General features: G+C 71.6%; 14 protein-coding genes. 11 read left to right on the top strand and 3 right to left on the bottom strand.

Translation table 11 applies throughout. The annotated features are described in order from the left end of the window. Positions 1–17: 17 nt before the first annotated feature. A complete protein-coding gene (locus FHX78_RS16425) occupies positions 18–1,409 on the bottom strand; it encodes a PE-PGRS family protein (RefSeq protein WP_145868207.1) in 1,392 nt (463 codons plus the stop codon). A 238-nt stretch (positions 1,410–1,647) separates the two neighbouring features. Here FHX78_RS16425 and FHX78_RS16420 point away from each other — a divergent pair, with 238 nt between their 5' ends. Further along, positions 1,648–2,487, top strand: a complete 840-nt coding sequence (locus FHX78_RS16420) for a DUF2182 domain-containing protein (protein WP_145868206.1) — start codon at positions 1,648–1,650, stop codon at positions 2,485–2,487. A 186-nt stretch (positions 2,488–2,673) separates the two neighbouring features. On the opposite strand, the gene FHX78_RS16415 is transcribed toward FHX78_RS16420, so the two are convergent. Next, positions 2,674–3,333: a DUF1326 domain-containing protein gene (locus FHX78_RS16415; RefSeq protein WP_145868205.1), complete on the bottom strand. Its 660-nt coding sequence runs from the start codon at positions 3,331–3,333 to the stop codon at positions 2,674–2,676. 482 nt (positions 3,334–3,815) lie between these two features. On the opposite strand from FHX78_RS16415, the gene FHX78_RS16410 reads away from it, so the two are divergent. Next, a complete protein-coding gene (locus FHX78_RS16410) occupies positions 3,816–4,469 on the top strand; it encodes a LuxR C-terminal-related transcriptional regulator (RefSeq protein ID WP_229923906.1) in 654 nt (217 codons plus the stop codon). A 191-nt stretch (positions 4,470–4,660) separates the two neighbouring features. Next, the gene (locus tag FHX78_RS16405) at positions 4,661–5,308 is read left to right on the top strand and encodes a hypothetical protein (RefSeq protein WP_229923905.1); all 648 of its coding nucleotides are present in this window, start codon (positions 4,661–4,663) and stop codon (positions 5,306–5,308) included. Positions 5,309–5,339: 31 nt separating this feature from the next. Here the strand turns inward: FHX78_RS16405 and FHX78_RS16400 are convergent, their stop codons facing one another. Continuing rightward, entirely contained in the window at positions 5,340–6,146 is an 807-nt protein-coding gene (locus tag FHX78_RS16400) for a hypothetical protein (protein WP_145868202.1), read from the bottom strand. Between the two features lie 238 nt (positions 6,147–6,384). Here FHX78_RS16400 and FHX78_RS16395 point away from each other — a divergent pair, with 238 nt between their 5' ends. The 8 genes from FHX78_RS16395 (at position 6,385) to FHX78_RS16360 (ending at position 14,609) form a co-directional block, all read left to right on the top strand. After that, on the top strand, positions 6,385–6,510 hold the full coding sequence (locus tag FHX78_RS16395) for a lasso RiPP family leader peptide-containing protein (RefSeq protein WP_145868201.1): 126 nt from the start codon (positions 6,385–6,387) through the stop codon (positions 6,508–6,510). A gap of 135 nt (positions 6,511–6,645) precedes the next feature. After that, entirely contained in the window at positions 6,646–8,478 is a 1,833-nt protein-coding gene (locus tag FHX78_RS16390; RefSeq protein ID WP_145868200.1) for an asparagine synthase-related protein, read from the top strand. Beyond that, the gene (locus FHX78_RS16385; protein ID WP_145868199.1) at positions 8,475–8,732 is read left to right on the top strand and encodes a lasso peptide biosynthesis PqqD family chaperone; all 258 of its coding nucleotides are present in this window, start codon (positions 8,475–8,477) and stop codon (positions 8,730–8,732) included. The genes FHX78_RS16390 and FHX78_RS16385 overlap by 4 nt, the downstream gene beginning before the upstream one ends. Then, the gene (locus tag FHX78_RS16380; RefSeq protein WP_145868198.1) at positions 8,729–9,172 is read left to right on the top strand and encodes a lasso peptide biosynthesis B2 protein; all 444 of its coding nucleotides are present in this window, start codon (positions 8,729–8,731) and stop codon (positions 9,170–9,172) included. Before FHX78_RS16385 ends, FHX78_RS16380 begins: the two co-directional genes overlap by 4 nt. Next, positions 9,159–10,232: an LLM class flavin-dependent oxidoreductase gene (locus tag FHX78_RS16375; RefSeq protein ID WP_145868197.1), complete on the top strand. Its 1,074-nt coding sequence runs from the start codon at positions 9,159–9,161 to the stop codon at positions 10,230–10,232. Before FHX78_RS16380 ends, FHX78_RS16375 begins: the two co-directional genes overlap by 14 nt. 18 nt (positions 10,233–10,250) lie before the next feature. Beyond that, on the top strand, positions 10,251–12,077 hold the full coding sequence (locus tag FHX78_RS16370) for an ABC transporter ATP-binding protein (RefSeq protein ID WP_145868196.1): 1,827 nt from the start codon (positions 10,251–10,253) through the stop codon (positions 12,075–12,077). Positions 12,078–12,726: 649 nt separating this feature from the next. After that, on the top strand, positions 12,727–14,046 hold the full coding sequence (locus FHX78_RS16365) for a phosphatase PAP2 family protein (protein ID WP_373313021.1): 1,320 nt from the start codon (positions 12,727–12,729) through the stop codon (positions 14,044–14,046). Positions 14,047–14,252: 206 nt separating this feature from the next. Beyond that, on the top strand, positions 14,253–14,609 hold the full coding sequence (locus FHX78_RS16360; RefSeq protein ID WP_208766188.1) for a hypothetical protein: 357 nt from the start codon (positions 14,253–14,255) through the stop codon (positions 14,607–14,609). The last annotated feature ends 76 nt before the right edge of the window (positions 14,610–14,685 follow it).

Here is a 14,685-nt window from a genome sequence, read left to right as displayed (position 1 = left end):
CTCATCTCGTGCGTGCGCTAATCGAAGGGGTTGAGCGCGCTGCCCAGCTTCTTGGCACCGTCGGCGATGTCGTTCCCGATGTCGCTCGCCTTGTCCCCCACCCACTCGGCCGCCTTGTCGGCGCCCTCGGTGATGTCGTCCCAGTGCTCAACGACCTTCAGGCCCCCGTAGACGATGCCGGTTCCCACGGCGAGACCGATCGTGACCGGGTTGGGGGCGACCATCGCCGCGGTCAGAGAGGCGTTGAACCCGACCTCCGCGTAGTTGGCGAGATAGCCGGCCTTGCTCTTCTCCCACTCCTTCGCGTGGTCCATGGTGGCGATGTTGGCCACGGAGAAGGCCGTCGCCCCCGCCGACCCGACGATGCCGGCTCCGCGCCACAGACCTGCGGTCTTCACCGCTGCTTTGAACCCACCGGCCTTCCCCACCTGCACGAGACTGGCTTGCCCCGCGCGTGTGACGGTCTGACCGGAGTGGGTCGCTCCACCGTACAAGCGGGCCATGTCGTCCGACCCGGCGAAGAAGTTGATGGCCTGGTTGGGAGTGAAGCCGAGCAGCTTGGAGTTCATGAAGCCGCGTTGGCGCAGTGCGTCCCATCCCTTGCCCCAACGGTCATCCAACCAGCCCGTGCTGAAGGGCACGTTGGCAACTCTCTGGTAGGTCCGGCTTCGGGACGCCATGTTGCCCAGCTGTCCGGGAAACCAGCTTCCTGGGGCGGACAAGGAGCGAATCGGCGGATCGTAACTTCGGAGCCATCTGCCTGGCCGGTTCAGTATGGGGTTGCTGCCGGCCGCCGTCCAGCGTGCCGCGAGGGCGTCCTTCATCGGCCCGAGCTTGCCGGTCTTCACCGCGTTGCCCAGCAGCACCTTGGTGCCCGAGAAGCCGGTCGCCGCCACCACCTGGGTCGCGGCCGCGACGTTGAACGCGTCGGCACCGAACTTGATCATCTCGGTGAGCGTCTCTTCGTGCGGCTCCAGACCGGGGATCTTCGAGATCGCGTGCGCCTCCAGGCGTGCGACCCAGTCGCCGAGCTTCTCGCCCGGCTGCCGCGCCAGGTCCTCGGCGTTCGGATCGCCGCTCGCCGCCACCGAGTTGGCCAGCAGCAGCGTCTCCGGGCTGATCCCCTCGCCCCGGTAGGTCTCCAGGTCCTTCGGTGTGAACCCCGCCCACAGCAGGCCGGCCGTCGGATCGCCGTTCTCCAGGCGCAGGACGACGGCGCGTTTGCGGAGGTCCCGCGCCTCACCGCCGGCCCAGGACCGCATCGGCTTCAGCGTCGCCAGCTGCCCGCTCACACCCAGCCGGGCGGCGCGGGTGAACGCCTCGTCGAGGCGGTCCTCCACCCCGCCGCGCCCGTCCAGGAGCTTCGCCAGCTGCTCCAGGTCCTCGGGATTCGCTCCCCGAAACGACATACCTGCCCCCGTCCCTCGAGAACCGGTCCGGCCTTCGCCGCGAGCGGCCCGCACCATGGTGCCAGGGCGCGGCGCTGCTGTCGTGGACACTTCGGCCCGGTCAGGGCATCTACTACGTGACGGCCACGTCCTGACGGCTCCCTTCCTTTCCGGACGGCGGCGGGCCGCGGGGGCGGTGCGCGGTCGCGCGGCGACGGGATGCGTGCTGTCCTGGAACCAGTCACAGGAGTACACGCCCATGCGCCGCAGCCGGACCCCCACCCTCGTGTCCGCCCGGACTCCCGCGCCGACCGGAGCGCGCGGGGGCCTGCTGTCGGCCCGCGACCTCGCCGCCTCCTGGCTCCTCCTCGCCCTGATCGCCCTGATCGCGGTGCCCGCCTGGGTGCTGACGGTCGGCCAGGCCCGGGACATGGGCGTCGAGCCCGGCACGATGGGCCTGGCACTGCCGCTGTTCCTGCTGCTGTGGGTGACGATGATGGCGGCCATGATGCTGCCGTCCATGGCGCCGGTGGCCGTCACCTGGGTGCGCGGGATCGGCCGGCAGTCCTCCGGCCCGCGGCGGGCCGTGCGCACCGTCGCGTTCGTGTGCGGGTACCTGCTGGTGTGGACCGCCTTCGGCCTGCTCGCCTACGGTGCCCTGGCCCTCACCGGCGGCCTGGTGGACGGCCGCGCGACCGCCGGACGCTGGATCGGCGCGGTGGCCTTCCTGCTCGCGGGCCTGTACCAGCTCGGCCCCCTCAAGAACGTCTGTCTGCGGCACTGCCGCGACCCCATGAGCCAGCTGGTGCGCTACGCCGGGTTCCGGCGGCCGGCCCGCGACCTGCGGGTGGGCCTCCACCACGGCGCCTACTGCGTCGGCTGCTGCGCGGGGCTCATGGTGGTCCTGATCCCGCTCGGTGTGATGAACGTGGCGGCGATGGCCGGGCTGGCGCTGGTGGTCTTCCTGGAGAAGCTGTGGTCGCGTGGGCCGCTGCTCTCCCGGGCCGTGGGCATCGCCTTCCTCGTGCTCGCCGTGCTCGCGCCGTTCCAGGACTGGCTGCTGCCGGGACTGCGGCCGTCGATGCCGATGATGTCCTAACTGCCGACGATGCTCCCGATGCCGTCGACGGGCGGTGGCTGAGTCGTCGTCGTGCCATGCGACGACGACCCCGCCGCCGCCCGCGGAACGCCCGTTGACGGCGGGTCGTCCCATGTACGGCGGCCCCGCCGCCCCCGGGACGCCCGTTGACGGCGGGTCGTCCCACTCGTGCGGCGGTCGCGCTCCTCAGTCGGGGCCGCTCCAGTCGAACGGGAAGTGCTTGCTCGACTTGCCCGAGTGCTCCCAGGAGAAGCCGTACGCGTCGGCCCGGTCGGCGGTGGCCCGCCCCCAGGTGGCGACCTGGCCCGGCCCGACCTCGGCGCCCGGGGCGTTGAGGACCTGCACGCGTGCGCCGTCCGGCGTCGTCGGGCCGGTGAGCGCCTCGGCGGTGGCGGTCACCCGGCCGGGTACCTCGGCCCGCCAGGTGGCGAGGTCGTCGTCGATCTCGACGTGCACGGGAGCGAACTCCATGCCGCGCATCTCCGGGTGGAACATCTCCCCGAACTCCGCGGGCCATCCGCCCGCCTCACCGCCGAAGATCGCCCCGAGTGCGCCGCGCTGCCGCTCGTTGGCCCGTTCGTCGAAGAAGATCGCGGCGTAGGGGTCGGTGTGGGTGCCCGCCCAGGGGTTGCCGGTGAAGGAGCCGAGCATCAGGACGTTGAGCCCGTCGAGCCGCACGTCGCCGAAACTGCCCTCCCGGATGTGCCAGACCATCACGCCCTGGCAGTCGCCGTAGGTCGGGGGCTGGGCGAACGTACAGGGGCAGGGTATGGCGCACTTGCACACGTCGAACCAGTCACCGGCCAGGTGCCAGCGTGTACCGGTGGTGACTTGATCTGCTGCCATCTCGCTTCCCTCCTGCCGAGCCCACGGGGGCTCCCTCGGAGTGGCGAGACCGCGTCCGCCGAGCCCGCGCCCGGGGGTGTCGAGGCGGCCTCCCTTCCAGCTTGCACCCCACGCGACGCTCGCGCGCGGCGTCCCGTCCGCGGATACCGGGAGGACGCCCGGGCGCATCCCGTGGGTGTGTGATGTTCGCGCTCCGGTGTACGCCTACGGGCTTTCCGTACAGTAAAAGCGGAACCTGTCAACGCACTTTTCTTGATTGTCCGGAATTCATCAGCCGGATTGTATGCAGGCTGGTCTATCCTTTTGTTATGAGTGAGCTCAGGAGCGATGTGGGTCCACGTGCATCGAGCAGCGCCCCGAGCGTTTCCACCGAGTTCGAGACGGGCTCATCGAGGAGACTGGAATATTCCGGTAACTCCTTCCGCGGGAGAGCGCGGCAAGACGAACGGACGACACCCTCGACAAGAGGCCGACTGGCACCTGTGCGCGTGTTCCTGGTCGATGAGCACCCCATGTTCCGGGCCGGTGTCCGCCTGGAACTGGAGCGGACGCACGATCTGGAACTGGCTGGAGAGGCCGCGACGGAAGAGGAGGCGGTCCGCGAACTCCATGGCGGTTCCCGCCCGGTCCCTGACGTGATCGTGGCCGATTTCCCGCTTTCCCGGATCCGGGAGGGCGACTTCGTGCGGACCGTGGGCCGATTGTCCGAGGCGAATGCGGCGCGCTTACTGGTCGTTTCCATCACGGAGAGCGACGAGGCCGTGATCGCCGCGATGAGCGCGGGTGCCCGGGGGTTCCTCGGCAAGACCGTCCCGCGCGAGCACTTCCTCCTCGCCATCCGTCTCGTCGCGGCGGGCGGTGCCGTCTTCGGCCCGGCCATCGCCCAGCGCATGCAGTCCTATTTCTCCGCGTTCGGTGACCTGCCGGAGCAGTCGGGGTTCTCCCAGCTGACGCTGCGGGAGCGGGAGGTGCTCGATCTCCTCGCGCGGGGCTGCGGAAACCGGGAGATCGCCCGACGTCTTTTCCTGGCCGAGAAGACCGTGCGCAATCATGTGTCCCACATATTCGCGAAGCTGAATGTGAGCGACAGGTCCATGGCGGTCGTTCTCGCCAGGAACGCGGGGATAGGTGCGTGAAAGCCCTCGCCCGAAACCGTCGAATAAGAGGAGACGTCATGCACGGTAAGGGAGTGAGTCGCCGCAACGCGCTCCGGGTGGGCGTGGGAGCGGCCGGGATGGCCTGGCTGCTCTCCGCGGGAACGGGTCGGGGAATTGCCGTTCCCCTACTCGAGGGATCCGGCGGACCCGATTTCCCCGACGTTCCGGGGATGTCCGGGGACCGGCGCGCGAACGAACTCTGGTACAGATTCAACCAGGCCACGCTCTACGACCAGTCCGCTGAGATCAAGGAAGCCTATGCGGAGATCAACAACCACTTCGGTGGCAATCTCCCGGTGACACTGCGGGAAACCTGGTTCGCCCAGTACCGGGAGCCCGACTACCCCGCCAACTTCGCGGCGTTCATGGCTCCCGTGCGACGGGCACTGCGGATTCTGTCGCGCGTACAGCTCGACGTGTTCGACACCTACTACGCGCGGCAGCGGGACCTGGTCGAGGCGTTCTCGTACTTCGGGCAGGGCACGCTGTTCGACCCGCGGGAGCGCGCGGGCCTGCGGGTGCACACCATGGACGCGGCCGAAGGGGAGGCCCCGACCGCGTACCACACCTGGTTCCTCTTCATGCGCGCGATGATGCTCCACGGCATCGACGCGGAACGCTGGCGCGGTACGGCACCCGTCCTCGCGTTCGCGTGGGCCGTGCAGAACACGGCCCGGCCCGCGATGGACGAGGTCAACCCGCCCCTGCCGCACCGGACGGTGCACCGGCTCGCGCGGACCTGGCTGCCCCTGACCACCCGCCGGCTCGACCGGGCCTTCCAGTCGTTCCCCGGCCCGCCCGGTACGACGGGCCGGTAGCCGCAGAACCGGAACCGGGGCACGGGGCCGGTCAGCGCGTGCCCGGGTCGTCCGGCGGGCGATGGAAGGCCAGCAGCTGTGCGTCGACCCGGCGCACCCCGCGCGGCAGCCACTCGGCTGCCACCCGTGCCACCGTGCTCCGCGGAAGCGGCGGGTTGACCGTCCGCGTACGGGGCTTCGCCAGCAGTTGCACCGCCCACGCGAATCCGTTGACGGGGATCATCGACGTCCAGAACCGCCGGTCGATCCCCAGCAGCACGCTCGCGTACTGGTAGGCGTGCCAGGTGTGGTAGGCGAGCGGCGGATCGCCGTCCATGGTGTGCACCTCGGACTGCGTGGGCGCCCTGCGCGGGTCGAACAGCACTCCCTGCGCGAAGTACGCCATGGCCTCCACGATCCGGCGGTGGTCGCGGCCGTAGTACCTCTCGAAGACGTCGACCTGTACGCGCGAGATCACCGCGAGCGGGCCGCGCACCGGCTCCAGGAACGACGCGTAGGTGTCCGGGTAGCCCGCCGCCGTTCCGGTGCGCACCCAGGCGGCGCGGACACCGCCCAACGGGTTGCCGCCCGTGTACTCGGCCACCGCGGCGTAGGCCTCCACCAGCTCGGGCGTCTGCCGGAAGTACGTCGCCTCGTCGAACTGGTACCAGAACTCGTTGGCCAGCCGGTCCCCGAGCATCCCCGGCACCTCGGGGAGACCGGGGCCGTCGCGCCGGGGCACCGATGCCCGGGCCGGCGTGCCGAGCGCCGTCATACCGAGCGCCAGGGATCCGGTGATCCCCAGAGCACCCCGCAGTGCACGCCTCCTGCCGTACCGGTCGCTCTGCGTCGCATCCATACGGAGTGCATCCCTCCTGCGTTGTGCCGACTCGGCGGCCCCCCGGCTCTCACCGCGCCCATGCTGTGGCGTGCCCCGCGGGCGTGTCCATGTCCCAGGACCGAATCGGGACAGGGCCGGGACCGCTTGCTCAGGTGTCCGGGACAGCGGCCTTCATAGATTGGGCGGCGCGTGCCGGTGCGCGAGTGATGACCGGTGGCGTTCCGCACACAGTCGATCAACAGGAGAGGTGACCGCTATGAGCGATGTCTCGGTGTACGAACCGCCCGCCCTGGTGGAGATCGGGGAGTTCTCGGACCTCACGCTGGACAACGGCACCTGGGGCTGGGACGAGTACGACCAGTGCTGGTGGCTGGGCTGCTGATTCCGCGGCCGTGCGACATCCTTCCGGTCACCGGACCAGCGGTGGCCGGAAGGCGTGGAACCGCCGGGCGGCACCGTCCCGTCCGGCTCGCGTGCGTGTCTCCGTGCAACCACACCACCGCACCGTGGAGGACATGTGGAGTTCCTCGCTGTCACCGACAACCGGGCCGGCGCGGCCGTCGTGGAGGACGTCCTCCGCGACGGGAAACGGGACAGGACGCTGTCGCACGCGTCCGGACGGCCGTGGCTGGTGGGCACGTGGGACGACGGGGACGTCCTGACGGTCACGCGCGGAAACCGGAGCCTGGCGCTTCTCGGCTGCTTCCGGGCCGTCCCCGCGGACCTCGGCGGACTACTGGAACGCGCCACCGGCGCCGACGAACTCCACGAGGCGCTGCGCAGGATCCCGGGCAGCTACCACGCCGTCGCGTCCTTGCAGGGCCAGTTGACCGTGCAGGGGTCGCTCTCGGGCGTCCGCGAGGTCTTCTACGCGACCGTCAACGGAGCGACCCTGGCGGCCGACCGGCCGGACACCCTGGCGGAGCTGGCCGGCGGCGGCATCGACGAACGGGCCCTGCTCGGCCACCTCATGGCCCAGCCGCCCCCGCCGTTGAGCGAACGCACGGCATGGCGCGGAGTCGAGTGCCTGAAGCCGGGACACCGTCTGCGCGTCCACCCCGACGGCAGCCACCGGACCGTCGCCTGGTGGGTCCCACCGGCCCCCGGCCTGCCGCTCGCCGAGGCCGCCGTACGGGTCCGTGACGCGCTGACGGACGCCGTCGCCGCGCGGACGCGCTCCGGGACGGGCCTCGCCTGCGACCTGTCCGGCGGCATGGACTCCTCGTCCCTCGCCTTCCTCACCGGCCGCCGGGAGCCCGGCCGGAGATGGGTGACCGTACGGCACGAGGCCACGGACCCCGGCAACGACGACGCACGATGGGGAGCCCGGGCGGCCGCCCTGCTGCCCGACGCCGAACACCTGGTGTTCGACGCGACGGACCTGCCGCCCTCGTTCGCCGGGCAGCTCGACCACGACGACGTCCTCGAAGCCCCGTACGCCTGGAACCGCAAGAGGGCGGAGACCCTGTACGTCACCGAACGCCTCGCCACCCAGGGCGTGTCGGTCCGGCTCACCGGCCACGGCGGCGACGAACTCTTCAACGCCCCGCCCTCCCTCTACCACGCCCTCGCCCGCGACCGGCCGCTGCGCTCGGTCAGCGCACTGCGGGCCGCCCGCAGCATGTACCGCTGGCCGCTCGGGGCGATGCTGCGCAACCTCCTGCGCAACCCCTCCTACAGCCAGTGGCTCGCCACCGCCTCCGCGTCGCTGTCCCGGCCGATCCACGGACCCCGGGAGCCGGTCACCGGCTGGGGCTACTTCCCGAGGCTGCCCCACTGGGCGACCGGCGACGCCGTGGACGCGTGCCGGGCAGCGTTCGACGAGGCGGCCGGGGCGGGAACCGCACCCTTCTCCGCCTCGCCCGCCCAGCACGTGCTCATCCAGGCCGTGCGCCAGTGCGGAGGCAAGGTCCGTCTGACCGACCGCCTCACCTCCCCCCTCGGGGTGGCCTACCACGCCCCGTACCTCGACGACCGGGTGGTGGAGGCGGCGCTCTCGGCGCGCATCGCGGACCGCTACGACACGGGGCAGGCCAAACCGGTGCTGGCCACCGCCATGCGGGGCGTCGTCCCCGCCCCCGTCCTGAGCCGCTCCACCAAGGGCGAGTTCAGCGCCGAGGTGTACGCGGGGGTGCGCCGGTACCGGCGGGACCTGCTCGCACTCGGCGAGGACATGCGCCTGGCGCGCCTGGGACTCGTGGACGAGGAGGCGGTCCGCACCGTACTGCTCAGCCCGCACCCCACCTCCCGGACGTTCATCCCCATGGTCGCCACACTGGCCTGCGAGTCGTGGCTGCGCTCGGTCGAGGCGGCGCGCACACGGGCGCGGGGCAGGGAAGGAACCCGATGAGCTTCGCACTCGGCCCCGAGGTCTCCACGACCGAGACCGACGACGGCATGGTCCTGCTCCACGAGGGCACGGGCCGCTACTGGATGCTCAACCCCACCGGAGCGGCGGTCGTACGGCTGCTCCAGGAAGGCAGGCGCATTCCGGACGTCGTCGACGAACTCAGCACACGCTTCGCACAGGACCCCGCGCGCGTGACGGCGGACGTCGAGAAGCTGCTGGCGGGTCTGACCAGGGCCGGACTGGTGACCTCATGAGTTTCCCGCTCCTGCCCGAGCAGCGCACCCGGACCCCCTGGCCCCTGGCGCTCCTCGCCCGGATCGCCGTGACGGCCGCCTGGTTCCTCATCAAGCTGCCCCCCGCGAGGCTGCGCCGTGTCCTGGGCGCCGCCGCCCGGGGCGCCCGTCCCGCCACCGAGGCCGAGGCCCTGACGAGCCGCCGGGCCGTGGTGTCCGTCAGCCGCAGGTGCGCCGGCCAGGGCTGCCTGCAGCGTGCCGTGGCCACGGTGCTGCTCTGCCGGGTGAAGGGCAACTGGCCGGACTGGTGCACCGGCGTGCGCACCCAGCCCTTCCGGGCCCACGCCTGGGTCGAGGTGAACCGCCACCCGGTGGGCGAGGACGAGAACGTCCGGCTCTTCCACACACTCATCCGCGTACCCGCCCCGACCGACCGACGGAGGGCCCGTGACCACGCATGACGACATCCGGTTCGGTGTGCTGCTGTCCACCGACCGGTACGCGGACGAGTCCGACGGCGACGTCCTCGCCCGTACGGTCGAGGTGGCGCGGTTCGCCGAGGAGCTGGGCCTGGACGACCTGTGGCTGACCGAACACCACTTCCTCGGCGCCTCCGTGAACCCCTCGGCGCTCGGGCTCGCGGCCTATCTGCTGGGCAAGACGCACACCGTGCACGTGGGCACCGCGGTGACGGTGCTGCCGTTGCACTCACCCGTCCACGTGGCGGAGCAGACCGCCCTGCTGGACCAGTTGTCGGGCGGCCGGTTCGTCCTGGGCGTCGGCCGTGGGTTCCCCGGCGTCGAGTACGACGTGATCGGCCCCGGGCTCGCGTCCTGGCGGGCCGGTCTGGCCGAGCCCCTGGACCTCACCCTCGCCACGCTGAACGGTGAGGTGACCACGGGCATCGCGCACGGCCTCCCCGCGCCCCTGCGGCCGTCACCGGCCGTACGGTCCCTCCCGCGCCCACCGGTCTACGTCGCCGCCGGTTCGCCCGCGACGACGGAGCTCGCGGCCGACCGGGGCCTGCCCCTGCTGCTGTTCTACGACAAGGGCCCCGAGGCCAAGGCGCAGATGGTGGCCCACTACGACGCCAGGGCCCGCGCCGGCGGCCGCCCGGCACCCCCCTGGGGCCACGCGTTCGCCGTCTTCACACAGGTGACCGAGTCGGCTGAGCGCGCACGGCGGCTGATGGGGAACCGGGCGCGGTTCATCCTCTCCCTCAACAACGACCCGAGCCGGCTGGCCGCCCGGCCGGAGTCCGTCCCGCCCCCGGTGTCCCCCGAGAGCGTCGGGACACTCACGGACCGGCTCCTCGGCACCCAGCCCGTCGGTTCCGTGGAGACCTGCGTGGAACGGCTGGTGCGCCATGTCTCCGTCTCCGGCTGCCGGCGCGTGATGTGCCAGGTCGAAGCCGCCGAGAAGACCGGCGACGTGCTCCGCAACCTGGAGCGGCTCGCCACGGAGGTCTTCCCCGCCGTCCGGCGGGCCGTCGGCGCGGTTCCCGGCCGTGGCGCCGTCTGAGGGGCGGGCCGCCGCGCCATGCGTGACACCGACCGCCTCGACACGGGGCCGGGGACCGGCTCCCGGCCCCGCCCCCCGCTCTCCCCGCGCGCCACGTTCGGCGTGCTGCTGGTCCACGTCCGCCGGCACCGGGGGCGGATCGCCGCCGGCTGGCTGCTCGGTCTCGCCGGGGCGGCGGCCGTCCTGGTCCAGCCGCTGGCGGCGAAGGAGCTCATAGACGACCTCGGCCAGGGGGAGCTGTTCACGGGCACCCTGATCATGCTGTCGGGCCTCGTCCTGCTCGGTGCGGTCCTCAAGGCCCTGAGCCAGTACGTCCTGGCCCACACCGCCGAGTCGATCGTACGGAACTCCCGCCACCAGCTTGTCGCACGGCTCCTCCGCCTCAAGGTGGGAGAGCTCGAACGCACCGAGCCCGGCGACCTGCTGGCCCGCGTCACCTCGGACACCACCCTGCTGCGGCAGGTCACCACCCAGTCCACCGTCTCGGCCGTGAACGGTGTCCTCACCCTCGCGGGGGTGATGGTGATGATGGGCAGGCTCGACCCCCTGCTCCTCGGGGTCACCGTCGGCGTCATCACCCTCGTCGGCGGGGTGATCACCACGACGATGCCGCGCATCTCCCGCGCGACGCTGCGGGCCCAGGCGTCGGTGGGCGCGATGGGGGCCGTACTCGAACGCGCGCTGGGCGCCTTCCGCACCGTGAAGGCCTCCGGAGCCGAGGACCGGGAGACCGCCGTGGTGCGGGAGTCCGTCGACGAGGCGTGGCGCAACGGCGTGCAGGCCGCCAAGTGGCAGTCGGTGATGGGCACTTCCGCGGGACTCTCCGTCCAGATGTCCTTCCTCGCCGTCCTGGGCGTCGGTGGCGCCCGCGTGGCCTCGGGAACCATCGGCGTGTCCACCCTGGTCGCCTTCCTCCTCTTCCTCTTCTACCTGATGGAGCCCATCTCCCAGCTGATCCAGGCGACCACGCAGTTCCACGTCGGCGCGGCCGCCGTCGCACGGCTGCGGGAGATCGACCTGCTGGAGACCGACGACGTCGGCGGAGCGGACCGGCCGGCACGCGCGACGGCCCTCCCCGACGCCCCCGTCACCATCACGTTCGAGAACGTCGTCTTCCGCTATCGCCCCGAACTGCCCGACGTTCACCGGGGCGTGGACTTCACGGCGCCGAGCGGCCACATGACGGCCGTGGTCGGCCCCTCCGGTGCGGGCAAGTCGACCGTCTTCGCGCTCATCGAGCGGTTCTACGAACCCACCGGTGGCAGGGTGCTCGTCGACGGCCACGATGTGCTCGGCATCCCCCTGCCCCGGCTCCGGGCCGCCATCGGTTACATCGAGCAGGACGCACCCGTGCTCTCCGGGACCCTGCGGGAGAACCTCGTCTTCGCGGCTCCCGACGCCGGTGACGACCGGATCCACGAGGCGCTCGCGCGCACCCGCCTCGACGAGTTCGTCCGCTCGCTGCCGCAGGGCCTCGACACCCACGTCGGCCACCGGGGGACGAAGCTCTCCGGCGGCGAACGCCAGCGCCTGGCCGTCGCCCGCGCCCTGCTGCGCAGGCCCCGGCTGCTCCTCCTGGACGAGGCCACGTCCCAGCTCGACGCCACCAACGAGCAGGCGCTGCGGGACGTCGTCGCGGACCTGGTCCGTGAGACGACGGTGATCGTCATCGCCCACCGCCTCTCCACCGTGACCATGGCCGACCGCATCGTCGTCATGGACCGCGGCCGGGTGCGGGCGGTCGGACGCCACGAGGAGCTGATTGCCCAGGACGTCCTGTACCGGCAACTGGCGGCCACGCAACTGCTGTTGCCCCCGCCGGGCGAGCACCTGCCGGTGACCTGAGGACACGGCGGCGGCGCGGGCGCCGTCGCCTTCGGCGCGACCGCCCGGACGGCTCGTACCGACGCTGCCGGAACCCGGCCGCGGAGCCCTCCGGAAACGACTCCGGCACGCATATTGACCTGCGTAGATCCCCCGTGTTTCGCTCGCGGCCAGGGCCGGGGGGCGGCCGTCGAGGGCGGCCGGGGGCACACCGAGGGAACGGGTGGCGTGTGGGGGCGGAACAAGGGGGCATGAGGTGTCGGCATCGGGGCGACGGCTCGCGTGCCGGCTCGTGTGCCGGCCTCGCGGCGTGACGGGCCCGGCGCCCCGTGCCGCCCCGCCGTGACCCCGCGCCCGGAACGCGGACCGTCGTCATCCCGTCTTTCCACGGCGGGCCGCTCCTCGCCGGAGCGAGGGCACCCCGCCCCGAAGCCGACCGTCCGCACCGCACCGGCCCGCCCCGCCGCCCGCCCTGTCCACCCCATCTAGCGAAGCAGCCAGAACATTGACCGACATACCCCCGCAGCACCTTTCGCGTGAGAACCGAATACACGAGAACCGGGCACATGAGAACCGGGCACATGAAAGCCCGGCACATGAGAACCGGGCACAGGAGAACCGAATAACCCTGTCGTCCGTGTGGCGCCGTCCGCGGGCGGGACTCTGGGCCCTGGCGGGTGCCGTGGCCCTCGGATTCATGATCGCGCTGGAGGTCGCCGCGCGCCGCCACGGCCTTCCCGGGCCGATCACCAACCAGGCCCGCGAGGTGGTGTTCGCCCCCAAGTCGGGCGGTCTGCTGTACGCCTCCATGGCGTTGATGATGGTGGTCCTCACCTGGCGGCAACGGCTCGTCGCGCTGGGGGCGGCGATCGGTGTCGACCTCGTCTTCCTGGTGGTCCGGTGGGCGTTCGACATCGGCACGAACGGCGGCCACCCCTTCGGCAACGGCGCCCTGTGGGTGACCCTGGGCTGTGCGGTCGTCGCCGTCACGCGCCGCACCGGCCGGGAACGTGTCCTGCTGCTGAAGGGAGTCGGGCTCGCCCTGCTGCTGATGGCCGGCCGCAAGACCGGTGACACCTGGCTGTTCATCACCTCCCAGACCCGCCCACAGGTGCTCGACCCGTACGTGGCCATCGCCGACCAGGCGCTGGGCAACCCCTCGTGGGTGGTGGGCCGGATCGTCACGGCCAGTGGCCCCCTCGGCTTCAACCTCCTCGACTTCGTCTACGGCCAGCTCGCGGTCGCCGCGGTCGTCGTCGCGCTCTACCAGCTGCGCGGTGTGGCCACCGAGGGCCGCTTCCCGGCCCATCACCTGGTGCGCACCTTCCTGGTGATCGGCCTCCTCGGCCCGGCCTTCTACATGATCTACCCCGTGGTCGGCCCGCTCTTCGCCTACGGCACCGGCACCGAGCACTGGGCGGCGGTCAGCCTGTGGGCGGAGGACATGCCGCCCAGCGTCCAGTGGGCGGTGGCCGACCTGTGGCCGCACACCCCTCCGCCGATCACGGCCCCGCACTCCATACCGTTCGACGGGATCACCCCACGGAACTGCATGCCCAGCCTGCACACGGCGTGGGCCACCGCGATCTTCATCCATTCCCGGAAGGGCCCGCGCGTCCTGCGCTACGCGGGAACGTTCTGGCTGATCGCCACGCTCGCCGCGACGCTCGGCTTCGGCTACCACTACGGCGCGGATCTCCTGGCCGGCGTGGTGTTCACGCTCACCATCGAGGCGGCCCTGCGCGCGTACGACCGCGGCTGGGACCGGTCGGGGGTGCGGCTGACCGCGTACGGCACGACGGTCTTCGTCGCCCTCCTGCTGTCGTACCGCTTCCTTCCGGTGGAGCTGGCCCGGCACGCGTGGATCTCCGGTCCGCTGCTCCTGCTGGTGACGGCCTCGGTGGTCTACGGCTACGTCCGGACCACCGCCCTGTGGGAACCGAGGCTCACACCGGCGCGCACCCCGGAACCACAGCCCGAGCCGATCTGACCCAGTAGCCGATCTGACCCAGTAGCCGATGTGACCCAGGGGGATTCCGTTTCGGTGCCGGCATTCCCTTTCCCGCCGGCCCGGAGTGGAATTCACCATTCCCGTACCCATGTCCCCGACCGGTAATCCATCCCATTGACGTGGGCATGCCTTTTCTGTTTGGCTGGGCTCAGCTATTCGATGAGTCGACCACGGGGGGTTGTCACATGAGAAACGTGCTGCGAGCGACGGTCGTCGCCGGCGCGACGCTGGCGCTCGGCGGAATGACGCTGGCCGGTACCGCGCAGGCGGCGACGGCGGGCTTCTTCCTCGGAGACGGCGTGAACATCCGTTCGTGCGCCTACACCTCCTGCACGGTGGTGGGTCAGGGGCAGCGGCTCCAGACCTTCAACGTGGACTGCTGGACGGACGGCACGTCCGTCTCCGGCAGCACGGTGTGGGTGCGCGGACGGAACGCCGCCACCGGTGTCTACGGTTACGCGTCCGCCGTCTACGTCAATTCCTCGGGCAACGGCACGCCCGGCTCCGGGGACAGGTGGCGCTACTACGCTCCGCACTGCTGACGCGACCCGGGCGGCCCGCCGGACCCGTGGGGTCCCGGCGGGCCGCCCGGCCGTCGTCCGCCGCGCCGCAACGACC

Origin of the sequence: Streptomyces capillispiralis (genome assembly GCF_007829875.1) — a bacterium.
In the GTDB taxonomy this organism is placed as follows: domain Bacteria; phylum Actinomycetota; class Actinomycetes; order Streptomycetales; family Streptomycetaceae; genus Streptomyces; species Streptomyces capillispiralis.
This window is presented reverse-complemented; position numbering and strand designations above follow the sequence as displayed.